This window comes from Sphingomonas sp. ID0503, from assembly GCF_048565625.1.
In the GTDB taxonomy this organism is placed as follows: domain Bacteria; phylum Pseudomonadota; class Alphaproteobacteria; order Sphingomonadales; family Sphingomonadaceae; genus JBLZUR01.
This window is the reverse complement of sequence record NZ_JBLZUR010000002.1, coordinates 684180-698914: the sequence shown is the minus strand read 5'-3', so window position 1 is coordinate 698914 and position 14735 is coordinate 684180. Positions and strand designations below refer to the sequence as shown.

At 65.7% G+C, this 14735-nt stretch carries 18 protein-coding genes and 1 tRNA gene; 7 read left to right on the top strand and 12 right to left on the bottom strand.

From position 1 onward, the window contains the following. Window positions 1-14 precede the first annotated feature (14 nt). Together lepA and ACM608_RS04380 are read right to left on the bottom strand one after the other, a co-directional pair. Window positions 15-1817, bottom strand: a complete 1803-nt coding sequence (lepA, locus tag ACM608_RS04385) for a translation elongation factor 4 (protein WP_419682044.1) — start codon at window positions 1815-1817, stop codon at window positions 15-17. Between the two features lie 142 nt (window positions 1818-1959). Further along, window positions 1960-3045: a 2OG-Fe(II) oxygenase gene (locus ACM608_RS04380; protein ID WP_419682043.1), complete on the bottom strand. Its 1086-nt coding sequence runs from the start codon at window positions 3043-3045 to the stop codon at window positions 1960-1962. Between the two features lie 183 nt (window positions 3046-3228). Here ACM608_RS04380 and ACM608_RS04375 point away from each other — a divergent pair. Then, window positions 3229-3305 (top strand) — tRNA-Pro (locus tag ACM608_RS04375). Between the two features lie 23 nt (window positions 3306-3328). Here the strand turns inward: ACM608_RS04375 and ACM608_RS04370 are convergent. Further along, the gene (locus ACM608_RS04370) at window positions 3329-4420 is read right to left on the bottom strand and encodes a response regulator (protein ID WP_419682042.1); all 1092 of its coding nucleotides are present in this window, start codon (window positions 4418-4420) and stop codon (window positions 3329-3331) included. Window positions 4421-4537: 117 nt separating this feature from the next. Here ACM608_RS04370 and hslV point away from each other — a divergent pair, with 117 nt between their 5' ends. Both hslV and hslU read left to right on the top strand, forming a co-directional pair. Then, the gene (hslV, locus tag ACM608_RS04365; protein WP_419682041.1) at window positions 4538-5107 is read left to right on the top strand and encodes an ATP-dependent protease subunit HslV; all 570 of its coding nucleotides are present in this window, start codon (window positions 4538-4540) and stop codon (window positions 5105-5107) included. 83 nt (window positions 5108-5190) lie between these two features. Beyond that, a complete protein-coding gene (hslU, locus tag ACM608_RS04360; RefSeq protein ID WP_419682040.1) occupies window positions 5191-6492 on the top strand; it encodes an ATP-dependent protease ATPase subunit HslU in 1302 nt (433 codons plus the stop codon). Here hslU and ACM608_RS04355 read toward each other — a convergent pair. The 4 genes from ACM608_RS04355 to ACM608_RS04340 form a co-directional block, all read right to left on the bottom strand. After that, window positions 6472-8412: a putative bifunctional diguanylate cyclase/phosphodiesterase gene (locus ACM608_RS04355; protein ID WP_419682039.1), complete on the bottom strand. Its 1941-nt coding sequence runs from the start codon at window positions 8410-8412 to the stop codon at window positions 6472-6474. The two genes, hslU and ACM608_RS04355, sit on opposite strands and share 21 nt — an antisense overlap. A 65-nt stretch (window positions 8413-8477) precedes the next feature. Beyond that, a complete protein-coding gene (locus ACM608_RS04350; protein ID WP_419682038.1) occupies window positions 8478-9398 on the bottom strand; it encodes a pirin family protein in 921 nt (306 codons plus the stop codon). 53 nt (window positions 9399-9451) lie between these two features. Beyond that, the gene (locus tag ACM608_RS04345; RefSeq protein ID WP_419682037.1) at window positions 9452-10150 is read right to left on the bottom strand and encodes a pirin family protein; all 699 of its coding nucleotides are present in this window, start codon (window positions 10148-10150) and stop codon (window positions 9452-9454) included. Window positions 10151-10172: 22 nt separating this feature from the next. Beyond that, the gene (locus ACM608_RS04340; protein ID WP_419682036.1) at window positions 10173-10481 is read right to left on the bottom strand and encodes a hypothetical protein; all 309 of its coding nucleotides are present in this window, start codon (window positions 10479-10481) and stop codon (window positions 10173-10175) included. A 99-nt stretch (window positions 10482-10580) separates the two neighbouring features. Here ACM608_RS04340 and ACM608_RS04335 point away from each other — a divergent pair, with 99 nt between their 5' ends. Beyond that, the gene (locus ACM608_RS04335) at window positions 10581-11483 is read left to right on the top strand and encodes a LysR family transcriptional regulator (protein ID WP_419682035.1); all 903 of its coding nucleotides are present in this window, start codon (window positions 10581-10583) and stop codon (window positions 11481-11483) included. 2 nt (window positions 11484-11485) lie between these two features. Here the strand turns inward: ACM608_RS04335 and ACM608_RS04330 are convergent, their stop codons facing one another. Both ACM608_RS04330 and ACM608_RS04325 read right to left on the bottom strand, forming a co-directional pair. Then, a complete protein-coding gene (locus ACM608_RS04330; protein WP_419682034.1) occupies window positions 11486-11674 on the bottom strand; it encodes a hypothetical protein in 189 nt (62 codons plus the stop codon). Between the two features lie 145 nt (window positions 11675-11819). After that, window positions 11820-12242 carry a hypothetical protein gene (locus ACM608_RS04325; RefSeq protein WP_419682033.1) on the bottom strand — a complete coding sequence of 141 codons (423 nt, stop codon included), beginning with the start codon at window positions 12240-12242 and terminating at the stop codon, window positions 11820-11822. On the opposite strand from ACM608_RS04325, the gene rpmG reads away from it, so the two are divergent. After that, window positions 12235-12402 (top strand): 50S ribosomal protein L33, encoded by a 168-nt coding sequence (gene rpmG, locus ACM608_RS04320; RefSeq protein ID WP_419682032.1) that lies wholly within the window; start codon window positions 12235-12237, stop codon window positions 12400-12402. The two genes, ACM608_RS04325 and rpmG, sit on opposite strands and share 8 nt — an antisense overlap. Before the next feature lie 37 nt (window positions 12403-12439). On the opposite strand, the gene ACM608_RS04315 is transcribed toward rpmG, so the two are convergent. Beyond that, the gene (locus tag ACM608_RS04315; RefSeq protein WP_419682031.1) at window positions 12440-12811 is read right to left on the bottom strand and encodes a response regulator; all 372 of its coding nucleotides are present in this window, start codon (window positions 12809-12811) and stop codon (window positions 12440-12442) included. Between the two features lie 44 nt (window positions 12812-12855). Here ACM608_RS04315 and ACM608_RS04310 point away from each other — a divergent pair, with 44 nt between their 5' ends. Both ACM608_RS04310 and ACM608_RS04305 read left to right on the top strand, forming a co-directional pair. After that, window positions 12856-13119, top strand: a complete 264-nt coding sequence (locus tag ACM608_RS04310; protein ID WP_419682030.1) for a DUF3572 domain-containing protein — start codon at window positions 12856-12858, stop codon at window positions 13117-13119. Further along, window positions 13116-13739 carry an HAD family hydrolase gene (locus ACM608_RS04305; protein ID WP_419682029.1) on the top strand — a complete coding sequence of 208 codons (624 nt, stop codon included), beginning with the start codon at window positions 13116-13118 and terminating at the stop codon, window positions 13737-13739. Before ACM608_RS04310 ends, ACM608_RS04305 begins: the two co-directional genes overlap by 4 nt. Before the next feature lie 76 nt (window positions 13740-13815). Here ACM608_RS04305 and ACM608_RS04300 read toward each other — a convergent pair whose 3' ends face one another. Together ACM608_RS04300 and ACM608_RS04295 are read right to left on the bottom strand one after the other, a co-directional pair. Next, on the bottom strand, window positions 13816-14238 hold the full coding sequence (locus tag ACM608_RS04300; protein ID WP_419682028.1) for a cupin domain-containing protein: 423 nt from the start codon (window positions 14236-14238) through the stop codon (window positions 13816-13818). A 57-nt stretch (window positions 14239-14295) separates the two neighbouring features. Further along, window positions 14296-14637, bottom strand: a complete 342-nt coding sequence (locus ACM608_RS04295) for a hypothetical protein (RefSeq protein WP_419682027.1) — start codon at window positions 14635-14637, stop codon at window positions 14296-14298. Between the last annotated feature and the right edge of the window lie 98 nt (window positions 14638-14735).

The window sequence follows — 14735 nt, the reverse complement described above, 5'->3', positions numbered from 1 at the left end:
CTGCTTTCCCGGCCTTATTCCTCGCCCATCCGGAGCGCGGCGATGAAGGCTTCCTGCGGGATCTGCACGGATCCATACTCCCGCATCCGCTTCTTGCCCTCTTTCTGCTTTTCCAAGAGCTTCTTCTTGCGGGTCGCGTCGCCGCCATAGCACTTGGCGGTCACGTCCTTGCGCATCGCGGCGATGGTCTCGCGCGCGATCACCTTGCCGCCGATCGCCGCCTGGATCGGGATCTTGAACATGTGGCGGGGAATCAGGTCCTTCAGCCGCTCGCACATGCCGCGTCCCCGCGTCTCGGCATTGCCGCGGTAGACGATCATCGACAGGGCATCGACCGGCTCCTCGTTGACGAGGATGCTCATCTTGACGAGGTCGCCCTCGCGATAGCCGATCTGGTGGTAGTCGAAGCTGGCATAGCCCCGGCTGATCGATTTCAGCCGGTCGTAGAAGTCGAACACCACCTCATTCAGCGGCAGCTCGTAGACCAGCTGCGCACGGCCGCCGACATAGGTCAGATTCTTCTGGATGCCGCGCCGGTCCTGACAGAGCTTCAGGATCGATCCGAGATATTCGTCCGGCACATAGATCGTCGCCTCGATCCACGGCTCCTCGATGCTCTCGATGCGGTTCGGATCGGGCATGTCGGCCGGGTTGTGCAGGTCGATGACCTTGGCCTCCTCGTTCTTCGTGTGGCTGAGGTGGAGGTGGTAGACCACGGACGGCGCGGTGGTGATGAGGTCGAGGTCGTATTCGCGGGTCAGCCGCTCCTGGATGATCTCCAGGTGGAGGAGACCGAGGAAGCCGCAGCGAAAGCCGAAGCCGAGCGCCGCCGAGGTTTCCATCTCGAAGGAGAAGCTGGCGTCGTTCAGGCGCAGCTTGGAGATGCTGTCGCGCAGCTTCTCGAAATCCGCCGCGTCCGTCGGGAACAGGCCGCAGAACACCACCGGCTGCACTTCCTTGAAGCCGGGCAGCGGCTCGGCCGCCGGCTTCTTCGCGTCGGTGATGGTGTCGCCGACGCGGGTCTCGGTGATCTCCTTGATCTGCGCGGTGATGAAGCCGATCTCGCCCGGCCCGAGTTCGGCGAGCTGCTCGATCTTCGGCCGGAAGCAGCCGACGCGATCGACCAGATGGCGGGTGCCGCCCGCCATAAAGGCGATTTCCTGCCCCTTCTTCAGCACGCCCGCCATGACGCGGACGAGGATGACGACGCCGAGATACGGGTCGTACCAGCTGTCGACCAGCATCGCCTTCAGCGGCTGGGTGGCGTCACCCTTCGGCGCGGGGATACGTTCGACAATTGCGTCGAGGATCTCGTCGATGCCGATGCCGGACTTGGCCGAGGCGAGCACCGCGCCGCTCGCGTCCAGGCCGATGATGTCCTCGATCTCCGCCTTCACCTTCTCCGGCTCGGCGGCGGGCAGGTCGATCTTGTTGATGACGGGCACGATCTCATGATCATGCTCGATCGACTGGTAGACGTTGGCGAGGGTCTGCGCCTCGACGCCCTGCGCCGCGTCCACCACCAGCAGCGCGCCTTCGCACGCGGCGAGGCTGCGGCTGACCTCATAGGCGAAGTCGACATGGCCCGGCGTGTCCATCAGGTTGAGGACATGGCCCTTCCAGTCGAGGCGCACCGTCTGCGCCTTGATGGTGATCCCCCGCTCCTTCTCGATATCCATGTTGTCGAGGACCTGCGCGGACATCTCGCGCTCGGAAAGGCCGCCGGTGCGCTGGATCAGGCGGTCGGCGAGCGTGGACTTGCCGTGATCGATATGGGCGATGATGGAGAAATTGCGGATCTTGTCGAGCGGGGTCATGCCCGTGCGCCTAGCAGGCGAAGCGGCGGATGCCAAAGGGGGGCAAGCCAAAGTCCTCACCCCCCGTTCGCGCTGAGCCTGTCGAAGCGCCAGCGCTGGCCCTTCGACAGGCTCAGGGCGAACGGCCGCGAGACAGGATGTTCTACGCCGCGGGCCGCTCCTCCAGATCCAGCGTGTGCAGGTTTGCCTCGCGGATCTTCGCGCCCGCATCGTCGTACAGGAAAGGCAGGAAGGCATAGCGCCGTCCGCGCGTCACCGGCTGCGCCTCGTGCAGCAGGCTGCAGGAGAAGACCACCGCCCCGCCGGTCGGCGCGCGGAAGCTCTGCTCCCCGAACTCCGGGAAGCGCAGGTTGCCGCCGTCATACTCCTCGGCATTCAGGTTGATGGTGACGGCGAAGCGGCGATGCGCGGTGCCGGGCGTGGTGTTGTCGCGATGCGCGCGGAAGAAGCCCTGCTCGCCCCCGTCATAGCAGGCGACGATGTAGCGCTCGATCCGCGTCGCCTCGAACTGGAACGCCTTCCGGATCTCCGGCACTAGGCGGCGGTGGAGGCGCAGGCGAAGCTGGGTGCGGAGCGCCTCGTCCTCGATCTGGCAATCGGCGCGCCGCTTGAATGCGGTGTCGCGTACGGCGACGGTCTTGCCGTCGATCTCCCGCATGAAGCCGGAGGATTGCCCGCCTCGAGCCTCGTAAAGGTCGACGAGCTGCCGGCACATCGCCGGCTCGATCACGCGCGGCACAACCAAGACGGGCGCGGGCAGGCTCGGCAGCGGCCGGTCCTGGATCGCAGCGAGACGGCGCAGCACCTCCTCGGTTTCGCCGATTGGCGCGGTGAACACCACGCGCAGGGTCGGGTCGAGCACGATCCAGAGCGGCGCGTAGCTGACCTTGCCTCCTTCGGTCTCGATCCGCCCATAGAGCGTGCTCACCGCGCGATCGTTGTCAACGAAATGGCGGATGCCGGGAACGTGCTCGGCGACACGACCGGCATCCACATCGGCCGGATCGGCGGTCACGCCGAAGAAGCAAAGGGTGCGATCGTCGAAGATGTGGCGCGACGCCACCACCGCATCCAGCGCAGCCTTCGCCTGCGGGACGCCTGCCGTGCCGTAGAACAGCAGCGCGACATGGCGCCCGGCCACCGTGTCGAAGTTGAACCGCGCGACCGTTGTGGTCGCGGCGCGGAACCAGGGCGCGGGATCGCCGGGGTAGAAGGTGGTGGCCGTCATTTGCTTCTCTTAGCGTCGGCGCGCGTGCGGCACCATCACCCGGCTCACGCGGAGGGGTCCGCCGATATTCCATCCACAACAGATGCAGGAAAGGTGCTTGAACCCGCCGGAACCCGCCTCTATAGGCCCCCTCCACTTGGCACATCCGGTCGGCCCCCGAAGGCATTCAACGACCGGCTCCGTCGGGGAGTAGCTCAGCCTGGTAGAGCACTGTCTTCGGGAGGCAGGGGCCGGAGGTTCGAATCCTCTCTCCCCGACCATTTTCTTCATCTGAGATTAGCGATCACGCCGCCAGCGCGCTGCCCATCATCGTGGCGAGCGCGTCGCGGCGGTAGGGTTTGGCGAGGATCGGGAAGACCGATCCGCCCTCGGCCGCTGCCTCGCTATGCGCGGTCGCAAGGAGGATGGGGAGGGCGGGACGCTCGGCGCGGACCTTTGCGGCGAGTTCCAGGCCGTTCATGCCGGGCATCACGATATCCGAGAACATGATGTCGAAGCCGTCCGCCGCCTCGTGCAGCCGTTCCAGCGCCTCTTCGGCACAAGCGGCGCGCACCACCGCACAACCCATGTCCGCCAGCAGCGCTTCGGCGAAGGCGGCGACGGCGTTGCTGTCCTCGACCAGCAGGACGCGTGTGCCCTCGGCGATGCTGCCCTGCGCCGCCGCCTCGGCGACGACCTCTGCCGCCGGCAAGGTCAGGACCAGTGTCGTGCCCCGCCCCGGCGCGCTGTCCAGTTCGGTGGTGCCGCCCGATTGCACCGCGAATCCGTAGATCTGGCTCAATCCGAGACCCGGCCCCTGGCCCAGCGGCTTGGTGGTGAAGAACGGCTCGAACGCCTGCTCGCGCACGTCCACGCCCATCCCGACGCCGGTATCCGCGATCGACAGCTTGATCTGCGGCACGCCGTTCGGCGCGGTCTGGTTGACCGCAGCGAAGGTCAAAACGCCGCCCTCCGGCATCGCCTCCGCCGCATTCTCGACGGCGCTGCGCAGGACGTTCAACAACTGATCGGGATCGACCATCACCGGCTTCAGGTCGCGCGCGCACATGATCCGGACCGTGATCCCGTCCGGCACCTCGTCGCGCAGCGTCTCCAGCACCGCGCGCAGAGCGAACGCACGCGGGCGCAGAGGCAGGCGGCGGGCGAAGGCAAGCAGGCGGCTGGTCAGGAGCGCGGCCTCGTCGGCCGTGTCCATGATCGCCGCCAGATGCTGCTCCGGGTCCCCTGCCCCGCGCTCCAGCAACTCCGCCGAACCCCGGATGACCGTCAGAAGATTGTTGAAATCATGCGCGAAATGCCCGGTCAGCGCGGCGAGCGCCTCGATGCGTGACTGCGGCGTCGGCACCGTTTCTGCAACTGGCGTCTGGCCCTGCATGGATCCCCCGGAACTTGCTGCGGAGCAACTTAGATCGGCACGGTTGCGAAATGCTTACCGCGCTGCAAACAAAGGTTACGTCTTGCAGGCCCGATCGCTCTCTCCCATCTGCCGCTCATGAGCGGGAACAACGACAACCGGCCGGCCGTCTGGCACGGCACCACGATCCTGTCCGTACGCCGCAACGGCCGCGTCGTCATCGCCGGCGATGGGCAGGTCAGCATGGGCAATACGGTGATGAAGCCCAATGCGAAGAAGGTCCGCCGCCTGGGCGACGGGTCGGTGATCGCGGGCTTTGCCGGCGCGACGGCGGACGCCTTCACCCTTTTCGAGCGGCTGGAACGCAAGCTGGAGCAGCATCGCGGCCAGCTGCTGCGCGCAGCGGTCGAGCTGGCGAAGGACTGGCGGACGGACAAGTATCTCCGCAACCTGGAGGCGATGATGATCGTCGCCGACAAGGATGTGAGCCTGATCCTGACGGGCAATGGCGACGTGCTGGAGCCGGAGGCCGGCATCGCCGCGATCGGCTCCGGCGGGAATTACGCGCTCGCGGCCGCCCGCGCGCTGGTCGAGTACGAGCCGGATGCCGAGACGGTCTGCCGCAAGGCGATGGCGATCGCCGCCGAGGTCTGCGTCTTCACCAACGATCGGCTGACGGTGGAGAGCATCGAGGAAGCCCAACCATAACACGTCACCCCAGCGAAGGCTGGGGTCGCTCTCTGGTCGAAGCGATGCCAGCCTTCGCTGGCATGACGATCCATAGGATAGACATGAACGACGCCCTTACCCCCAAAGCCATCGTCGCAGCACTCGACGCCCACATCGTCGGGCAGGACGAGGCCAAGCGCGCCGTCGCCGTCGCGCTGCGCAACCGTTGGCGGCGCCAGCGCCTCAACGAGGATCTGCGCGACGAGGTATCTCCGAAGAACATCCTGATGATCGGCCCCACCGGCTGCGGCAAGACCGAGATCAGCCGCCGCCTGGCGAAGCTCGCCGACGCGCCGTTCGTGAAGGTGGAGGCGACCAAGTTCACTGAGGTCGGCTATGTCGGCCGCGATGTCGAGCAGATCGCCCGCGACCTCGTGGAGGAGGCGATCCGGCTGGAGAAGGAACGCCGTCGCGCCGCCGTTCGCGACAAGGCGGAGGAGGCGGCACTCGCCCGCCTGCTCGACGCCCTCGTCGGCAAGGATGCGAGTGAGGCGACGCGCGCCGCCTTCACCCAGCGCTTCCGCGATCATGTGCTGGATGACACCGAGATCGAGATCGAGCTGGAGGACCAGCCCAATCAATCCTTCGAGATTCCCGGCATGGGCGGCAATGTCGGCATGATCAACCTGTCCGATGTGATGGGGAAGGCGTTCGGCGGTCAGAAGACCAAGCGCCGCAAGCTGCCCGTCCGCGCCGCCTGGACCAAGCTGGTGGAGGAGGAGAGCGACAAGCGTCTCGACCAGGACGAGGTCAGCCGTTCGGCGCTCGCCGATGCGGAGGCGAACGGCATCGTCTTCCTCGACGAGATCGACAAGATCGCGGTCAGTGACGTGCGCGGCGGATCGGTGAGCCGTGAGGGGGTGCAGCGCGACCTCCTGCCGCTGATCGAGGGGACCACGGTCGCCACCAAATACGGGCCGATGAAAACCGACCACATCCTCTTCATCGCATCGGGCGCGTTCCATGTCGCCAAGCCGAGCGACCTGCTGCCCGAACTGCAGGGCCGCCTGCCGATTCGCGTCGAACTGAAGGCGCTGACCGAGGAGGACTTCATCCGCATTCTCTCTGCGACCCGCGCCAGCTTGACCGAGCAGTATCGGGCGCTGATCGGCACCGAGGGCGTCGAGATTACCTTCACCGAGGAAGGGATCGCCGCCATCGCGCGCATCGCGGCGGAGGTGAACGGCAGCGTCGAGAATATCGGCGCACGCCGGCTCTCGACGGTGATGGAGAAGCTGCTTGAGGAGGTCAGCTTCGAGGCGGAGGATCGACAGGGCAGCACCTTGACCGTCGATGCCGCCTATGTCGAAGGCCAGCTCGCCAGCCTCGCCCGCAACACCGATCTATCCAAGTACGTCCTCTAGGTCGTAGGCGGACAGGAACGTCGGCACTTCGCTCGCCGGCATCGGCCTTGCCACGAAAAAGCCCTGCACCTGTTCGCAGCCCATTTCGGCAAGCGCGTCCAGCTGCGCCTGCGTCTCGACGCCCTCGGCAACCGTGCCGAGCGAGAGATTGCGGCTGAGATCGATGATCGCGCGCACGATCGCGGCGTCATCTGCGTCTCTGACCAGGTTGCGAATGAAGCGTTTGTCGATCTTGATCACGTCGACGGGGAACTTCTGGAGATGGGTCAGCGAGGCGAAGCCGGTGCCGAAGTCGTCCAGGGCGATCACCATCCCCGCCCGCGCCAGCATGCCCAGGGCCCGGTCGACATCGTCTCCATCATTGTGGAGCAGGACCCCCTCCGTCACCTCCACCTCCAGCGCTTCCATGGGCAGGCCTGCGCGCTTCAGCTTGCGAAAGACACGCTCCGGAAAGTTGCCGCCGCGCAGGTCGCCCGTGGTGACGTTGATGCCGATGGTGCCGCACTCGATGCCTCTGTCGCGCCATTTCGCGATGTCGCGTGTCACGAGGTCGAGCATCCGGTCGGTGATCGCGACGGCGAGTTCAGGCTCGTCGAACGCGGCCGCGATCAGGTCGGGACCGATCGGCGCCACCCCGAAACCCCGGATGCGGAGCAGCGCTTCGAACCCCTCGACACGGTTGGCGGAGATCGAGATACGCGGCTGGTAATAGGGAACGATCTGCTTTTGCCGAAGCGCCCGCCGCGCGACCGCGAGCATCGAGGAGCGCCGCTGCAGGTCCGCGCGCATGCCGCTTTCGAAGGATCGGATCCGGTGATGGCTCTGACGCTTCGCCTCACGCAGCGCGAGGTTGGCGGAGCGCATCAGTTCCGCGCCGTCGATCAACACACGGTGATGCGTCGCGATGCCGATGCTCGCCCTGCCCGCGGCATTGGTGCGCGAAACGGCGATCGGCTCGGCGAGTCGCTCCGCCAGCGCTACGATCCGGCCGTCGATCTCGCCAGTGACCGCATCGGGGGAAATCACGATCGCGAATTCGTCGGCACCGGTGCGTCCGGCGAAATCTCCGGAGCTGAGATTGATGCGAATGCGGTCGGCGAACTGCCGAAGCATGTGGTCGCCCGTCTCCATGCCGTGCTGGCTGTTGATCTCGTTGAAGCCGTCGATGTCGAGGAGCATGAGTGCCAAGGCCTCCGCGCCCGCGCGGCTGTTCGTGACGGCCTCCTCCAGCCGCTCGGCGAACGTGAGACGGTTGAGAAGGCCGGTCAGCAGATCGTTACTCGTCGCCCAGTCACGGGCAAGTTCCGCCGCGCGCCGCTCATGGATGTCCTCGAACACGCCGAACCAGCGCTTGATGGATCCCAAGTCGTCACGCCAGGGGGCGGCGCGGGCGCGGTGCCATCTGTAGGCACCGTTGGAGGTCCGCAGACGAAGCTCCATGTCGTACAGGTTGCCGGTTTCCAGCGACGCCTGCCACGTCCTGCCTACGCGCGACGCTTCGTCCGGGTGCAGGAATTGGGTTGCGCCGCTCTCCAGGGCGAGCTCCTCCGCGCATCCCGTAAGTTCCAGGAAACGGCTGCCGATGTCGACGATGTTGCCCTCTGGATCGGTGCTCCAGGGAATCTGGCTCCCGAGGTCGGCGGTGCCGCGGTACAGCGCGTCATCGGTATCGCGCAGGGCGATCTTGGAGTCTCGGGTCCATGGCCGCATCACGAGCGGCGCGGGGATGCTGGCGCGACGCGTTCGCTTCGGCGGTGGCGCGTCGATCGCCATCACCGAATTGCCCGGCTCATCTGCGAAAGGCGCGGCCGCGCGCCGCAGGGCCTTGACTGCTCTGACCCGCGCCCACGAGAGGCGGGTGATTTCATGCGCGACACCAGCAACAACCCCCTTCTGGTCGCTGCAAACATCACGCCTCATCGCGCATATGCAAGCGTTAATCGCTGCGGCGCGGCGAGTCGATCGCCGTTCCCCGCCATCGAGGATCAGGGATAGCGGACGGGCTTCGGCACCTCCGGCAGCGGGATGAACTCGCTTTCCTCGGGGACTGGAGCGAACCGCTGGTGGCGCCAATCGTCCTTCGCCTGCTCGATCCGATCCGCCCGCGACGACACGAAATTCCATTCGATATGCCGCTGTTCCGGAAAGGGTTCGCCACCGAACAGCATGAGACGCGCGCCCTGGTGGGCGGTCAGGACGATCTCCGCACCCGGCTTGAAGACGACCAGTTTATGGGCGGTGAAGCAGCCGGTCTGCCCCTCGATCGAAACTTCGCCCGACACGACGTAGACGGCGCGCTCGATATGCTCGGCCTTCAGCTGATAACGTGCACGCGGCGCCAGCTGGATGTCGACATAGACCATGTCGGAAAAGGTGCGAACGGGAGACGTAAGTCCATCCGACTTGCCCGCGATGAGAGTGAGCGTGACACCCTCCGCCGCGATCGCCGGGATCTCGCTCGCCTTATGATGGGCAAAGCTCGGGGCGGTCTCCTCATGGGCGGCGGGCAACGCCACCCAGGTCTGCAGGCCGTAAAGCGGCCCGCCGGTGGCGCGCGCCTCCGGCCCGGTCCGCTCCGAATGGACGATGCCGGATCCGGCGGTCATCCAATTCACCTCGCCCGGCAGGATGGTCTGCACCGATCCCACGCTGTCGCGGTGGTGCATGGAGCCTTCCAGCAGATAGCTGACCGTCGCCAGGCCGATATGCGGATGCGGGCGCACGTCCAGCCCCTCCCCCGCGCCGAACACCGCCGGACCCATCTGGTCGAAGAAAATGAACGGCCCCACCATGCGGCGGTGTGCCGAGGGAAGCGCGCGCCGCACGCTGAACCCGTCGCCCAGATCCCGGACGGGGGGCAGGATCACCATGTCGATGGTGTCGATGTCGGTCGGACGAAGGGTCATGTCTCTGTTCCTTTATGGTGGCCGCCCGCAGATGCGCGGACGGCCATCTTTGCTCAGGCCGCATCCACGAGGACGATCTCGCTGTCCTCGATCGCGGTGATGCGGAGGACATCGACATCGCTGATCGCGGCACCGTCGCGGGCATTGACCCGCTGGTCCTCGATCGTCACCGCACCAGTCGCCGGCACGAGGTAGCCACGACGGTCGTGGCCGAGCGGATATTCCGCCGTCTCACCCGCCTTCAGCGTGGCGCCCACCACCCGCGCATTGGTGCGGATGGGCAGCGCGTCGTTGTCATCGGCGAAGCCGCTCGCCAGCACCACGAATTGCCCGGCGCGGTCACCCTTGGGGAAGGGCTTGGCGCCCCAGCTTGGTGCACCGCCGGTCTCGGTCGGGATGATCCAGATCTGGAAGATGCGGGTGGCCACGTCCTCCATATTGTATTCCGAATGGGCGACGCCTGTGCCCGCCGACATGACCTGCACGTCGCCGGCCTCCGTCCGGCCCTTGTTGCCGAGATTGTCCTGATGCGTGATCGCCCCTTCGCGGACATAGGTGATGATCTCCATGTCGCGATGCGGGTGCGGCGGAAAGCCGCTCTTCGGCGCGATCGTGTCGTCGTTCCAGACCCGCAGGTCGCCCCAGTGGACCCGCTTCGGATCATGGTAGTTCGCGAAGGAGAAGTGGTGCTTGGCATCGAGCCAGCCGTGGCTCTCGCCGCCAAGGCTGGCGAAGGGTCGAATGTCGATCATTGTTGATTCCTTGTCCAAGATATCACGCGAAGAGGAGGCCGAGCGCCGCGACCTGCCGATCGTTGAAGCCCACGCGGCGCAGCGCGTCGGCATGTTCCGGGCCGGTCAGGCGACGCCGGGTCGCGCACCCGAAGCGGCGGATCGCCTCCAGCCGGGGGTCGGCCAGCGGGCGCGGCGGCTGGTTGCCGGTCAGCGCGGTGTAGAGGCGGCCGATCGGGCCGGTCTTCGGCGCGCCGGCGCAGCCGAAGCCGGCTGCATCCTTGATCGCGATCGACACCGCCTGCCACTCTGTCGTGGTCAGCTTAGGGTCGCTGTCGAGATGAGCCTGCATCGTCTGCCTCCACCTGGCGCTTCGTTGAGGCGGATATACGTCGGCTCGACTTCTCCGTTCAGCCGGATAAAACTGAGCCGTTCGTTCGAGGAATTAGGAATGTCCACTCCCGGCACCCCGACTTTCGACCAGCTGCGCGTCTTCCTGGCGGTGGTCGAGACCGGCAGCTTCGCGGCGGCCGGACGCAAGCTGAACCGGGCAGTGTCGGTCATCAGCTACGGCATCGCCAATCTGGAGGCGCAGCTCGGCCTGTCGCTGTTCGATCGGGAGGGCACGCGCAAGCCGCAGCTGACGGTGGCGGGTCAGGCGGTGCTCGCCGAGGCGCGTGGGGTTGCGCAGGGGATCGACAATCTCCGCGCCAAGGTGAAGGGCCTGCTGGACGGGCTGGAAGCGGAAATCTGCCTCGCGGTCGATGTCATGTTCCCCTCTGCCGCGCTCGGCGCGGTGCTTAGGGCCTTCGCGCGCGAATATCCGACGGTCGCCCTTCGCCTCAGCATCGAGGCCTTGGGCGCGGTGACTGCGCAGGTGCTGGACCGCAAGGCGGTGATCGCCATCAGCGGGCCGCTCGCCTCCGAAATGCCGGGCATCGACTGCCGCTCGATCGCTTCGGTGGAGCTGCTCCCGGTGGCCGCGCCCGACCACCCGCTCGCCCGGCTGGAGACGATCCCGCCGGGTGCGGGAAAGGATCATGTGCAGTTGGTGCTGACCGACCGCTCGCCGCTGACCAAAGGGCGCGACTTCTCGGTGATGAGCCCACGCACCTGGCGCCTCGCCGATCTCGGCGCGAAGCATCAGCTGCTTCGAGAGGGGGTCGGCTGGGGCAACATGCCGCTGCCGATGATCGAGGGCGATCTGATGGCGGGGACGCTCGTCCGCCTCGCCATGCCCGACCAGCCGAGCCTCGCCTATCCGCTCGCCGCCGTCTGGCGGCGCGACACACCGCCCGGCCCTGCGGCGTCATGGCTGGTTGAGCGGTTCGCGACCTCCTGCGCCGAGACCTGAGTTCAGGCGGGCAGTCGCGACTTCATCACCACATCGGCTATGGCAAGGATCATCTCGCCGCTCAGCACAGGCCGGTGCTGGAGACCGGCCTGTGCGGCATCATCCTGCGCCAGCAGCCATATGTCCTCGCCCATCATTTCGACGCGGACCGTCTCGAAGTCGTTATCAACGTCGACGATGAAGGTCGTCATCCCGTCCGTCCAGCTTCCTTTAACGAAGCTTCCCAAAACACGTTGCCCCACGCTACAATACTCCTGTCAATGTTGCGGCGCGACTACGCAGATACATGACACGCTTCAACAGCACTGACAATTTATTACATGGTTGAAGATCTACTCATTTATTACGCAGGCGATCCCAATGGGCGACGGGGATCAAAGAAGGAGATGCCCTTTCTTGGGCACCTTGCTTCATGTTATTGACGGCAATCGTTGCATGGGCGTTATAGAGTGCATGAAAACGCTCTTCGAACGCGCTTACGAACTGGCCCGCTCCGGCGAGCTGCCGAGCACCAGCGGTATCGAACAGAAGCTTCGCAAGGAGGGGTACGAGGCCGCCGACATGCACCTGCGCGGTGCCGGTATCCGCCGGGAACTCAACCGCCTGTGCCGTGAGGCTCGCCGCGCCGCCGTCCGGACCCAAGAGCCGGCTTGACAATTCGGCGGCGTGCGGCCATTGCCGCCGCCGTTCGGGAGCGGCGGCGACGCCGCTCTTGTCATTTCTGCAGATTCGCTTCGAAGGGTTTCCGGTCATGGCCAAGCCGACCACCGTCAAGATCAAGCTCGTGTCCACCGCCGATACCGGTTTCTTCTACGTCACCAAGAAGAACCCGCGTACCCAGACCGAGAAGCTGTCGTTCAGCAAGTACGATCCCGTCGTGCGCAAGCACGTCGAGTTCAAGGAAGCCAAGATCAAGTAAGCGCTAGGCGGCGCCCGCCATCGGGCGCCCCCTCACCTCAGGCGGGATCGGCCAGAGCCGCCACCGCGCTGACGAACCGCGCGACCGAGATCGGCTTCGAGACATAGGCCTCGGCCCCCGCCGCGCGGATGCTCTCCTCATCGCCCTTTGCCGCATAGGCCGTCACAGCCATGATCGGCACGGCCTTCAGCTCCGCATCGGCCTTGAACGTGCGGATCAGGTCCAGCCCGCTGACATGCGGCAGCGAGATGTCCATCACCACTAGGTCTGGATTGAATGCACGCGCGCGATCGAACGCCTCGCGACCATCGCGGACGGGTTCGGTTTCATAGCCGTGTGCGCGCAACAAGTCGCAGAACAGCTTAAGGTTCAGTTCGTTGTCCTCGACAACGAGCACACGCTTGGTCACTGCAGCTCCGATACTCAGCCTCGCGGCATTATAGACGGGCCAACATGAACGAACCAGATCAGGAAAGGGTTACAACTGCACTAAGTGCACTGGCCTGGACCATATCGGATGATCGCCGGGCCGAACGCCTGCTCGCGCTTACCGGCCTGACGCCGGACGATCTCCGTTCCCGCGTGACCGAGCCTGCGGTGCTCGCGGCCGTCCTGGAGTTCCTCGAAGCGCACGAGCCCGACCTGATTGCCTGTGCCGAGGCGATCGGCCAGAAGCCCGCCGATATCGTCGCCACCGCAAGGAGCCTTTCCGCGTGAGCCGCCCGCTCCTGATCACCGATTGCGACGAAGTGCTGCTGCACATGATCAGCCACTTTTCCTCCTGGCTGAACGACGAGCATGAGATCGCGCTGGAGATCACCCGTCCCGACTTCGTCGACGCCTTCAAGCGCGCCGATGGCTCAGTGCTCGCCCATGGCGAGATCTGGCCGCTGTTCGACAGCTTCTTCGGCACGGAAATGCACCGTCAGACGATGATCCCCCATGCCGGCGATGCGCTGGCGGCGATAGGAGAGGTCGCGGACATCGTCGTCCTCACGAACCTGACCGAGGATTGCCGCTTCCGCCGGATCGACCAGCTCGCAACCCTGGGCGTTCATCACCGGGTGATCTGCAACCAGGGCGGCAAGGGTCCGCCGGTCAAGCGACTGCTCGCGGAGTACCAGCCGAGCGTCGCCGTGTTCGTTGACGATCTCGCCGGACACCACCGCTCGGTGGCGGAGGACGCGCCCGAGGTGTGGCGCGTCCACATGATCGGAGAGCCCGACGTCGCCGCTGTCGTCCCCGCCGCGCCCGCCGCCCATGTCCGCATCGACGACTGGCGCGAGGCGGAAGGGTGGATCCTGAACCGGTTCGCGGACGGCAAACACGCCGCTTGATCAACCAGCCGCGTTGAGCAGGTCACCCGGTCGGATAAGAGGGCGGTGCTTGCCGCGTCGGAAAACCGCTCGCCGCCTACTCGTCCTTCCCCGCCGCCTTCTTCACCTTCTTCACCACCTTCGCGACCACGCCCTCCTCCGCCGCTTCGGCCTCGGCCTTGGTCTTGTGCTTGACGCCCGGCTCCTCGGCCGGCGGGGCGTAGACGCTGAAAAGCTTCAGCGGCGTCGTGCCCTTGTTGATGATGTTGTGCTTGGCGCCTTTGGGAATGACGATCATCCGGTTCGCACCCACCTTGGTCCGGCTGCCGTCGACCACCGCCTGTCCCTCGCCCGCGACGAAGAAGGTGGTCTGGTCGGCATTGTGGGTCTCCTCGCCGATGTCCTCGCCGGGCTTCAGGCTCATCAGCACGATCTGGACACGCGAATCGAGGTAGACTTCTTTCTGGAAGAAGCTGTTCTTGATCGCCAGTTCGACCATATCCTTGTTGAAGACCGCCATCGCGAGAACCCTCCTGTTGCGCGCGGGTGAACCGGTGCGGGCGGAGACGGTTCCCGGCTACTCCTTGAAGCCGAACTTCGCCGCCAGTTCCGCGCGGGTGAAGCGGGTCTTCTCCGGCGGGGGAAGGCGGCGGGTCTGCAGTTCGTAGACGCCGGGCGAGACCTCCCTGTACCAGGGCAGGTCGATCGCGCCCTGCTTCTCGCGAAAGGCGAGATATTCATCCAGTGTCGCAAAACTGCGGTCGCGCGCATAGGGCAGGCCGGTCCGGCCGGGGGGATCGTGGTCGACAGCAGTCCGCGGCGGCTCTCCGGGGAGCGGTTTGTACGGCGCACTCCGCGCCTCGCCGGCCACCAGCAGGGCACAGAGCAAGCCGAATGATTGTTTCGCGATTGCAACCATTTTCGACCTCCTGAATATTTGCCAGTGTACGCGGATTGTTTCTGTTTGTGAAATTTCGCCATTGAAAGCCGCTCGTTACCGTGCTCGAACGGGTTAAC

Bases quoted from the DNA above. Each gene is read 5' to 3' on its own strand.
- lepA (WP_419682044.1), bottom strand. From the start codon at position 1,817: ATGACCCCGCTCGACAAGATCCGCAATTTCTCCATCATCGCCCATATC.
- ACM608_RS04380 (WP_419682043.1), bottom strand. From the start codon at position 3,045: ATGACGGCCACCACCTTCTACCCCGGCGATCCCGCGCCCTGGTTCCGC.
- ACM608_RS04370 (WP_419682042.1), bottom strand. From the start codon at position 4,420: ATGCAGGGCCAGACGCCAGTTGCAGAAACGGTGCCGACGCCGCAGTCA.
- hslV (WP_419682041.1), top strand. From the start codon at position 4,538: ATGAGCGGGAACAACGACAACCGGCCGGCCGTCTGGCACGGCACCACG.
- hslU (WP_419682040.1), top strand. From the start codon at position 5,191: ATGAACGACGCCCTTACCCCCAAAGCCATCGTCGCAGCACTCGACGCC.
- ACM608_RS04355 (WP_419682039.1), bottom strand. From the start codon at position 8,412: ATGAGGCGTGATGTTTGCAGCGACCAGAAGGGGGTTGTTGCTGGTGTC.
- ACM608_RS04350 (WP_419682038.1), bottom strand. From the start codon at position 9,398: ATGACCCTTCGTCCGACCGACATCGACACCATCGACATGGTGATCCTG.
- ACM608_RS04345 (WP_419682037.1), bottom strand. From the start codon at position 10,150: ATGATCGACATTCGACCCTTCGCCAGCCTTGGCGGCGAGAGCCACGGC.
- ACM608_RS04340 (WP_419682036.1), bottom strand. From the start codon at position 10,481: ATGCAGGCTCATCTCGACAGCGACCCTAAGCTGACCACGACAGAGTGG.
- ACM608_RS04335 (WP_419682035.1), top strand. From the start codon at position 10,581: ATGTCCACTCCCGGCACCCCGACTTTCGACCAGCTGCGCGTCTTCCTG.
- ACM608_RS04330 (WP_419682034.1), bottom strand. From the start codon at position 11,674: ATGACGACCTTCATCGTCGACGTTGATAACGACTTCGAGACGGTCCGC.
- rpmG (WP_419682032.1), top strand. From the start codon at position 12,235: ATGGCCAAGCCGACCACCGTCAAGATCAAGCTCGTGTCCACCGCCGAT.
- ACM608_RS04310 (WP_419682030.1), top strand. From the start codon at position 12,856: ATGAACGAACCAGATCAGGAAAGGGTTACAACTGCACTAAGTGCACTG.
- ACM608_RS04300 (WP_419682028.1), bottom strand. From the start codon at position 14,238: ATGGCGGTCTTCAACAAGGATATGGTCGAACTGGCGATCAAGAACAGC.
- ACM608_RS04295 (WP_419682027.1), bottom strand. From the start codon at position 14,637: ATGGTTGCAATCGCGAAACAATCATTCGGCTTGCTCTGTGCCCTGCTG.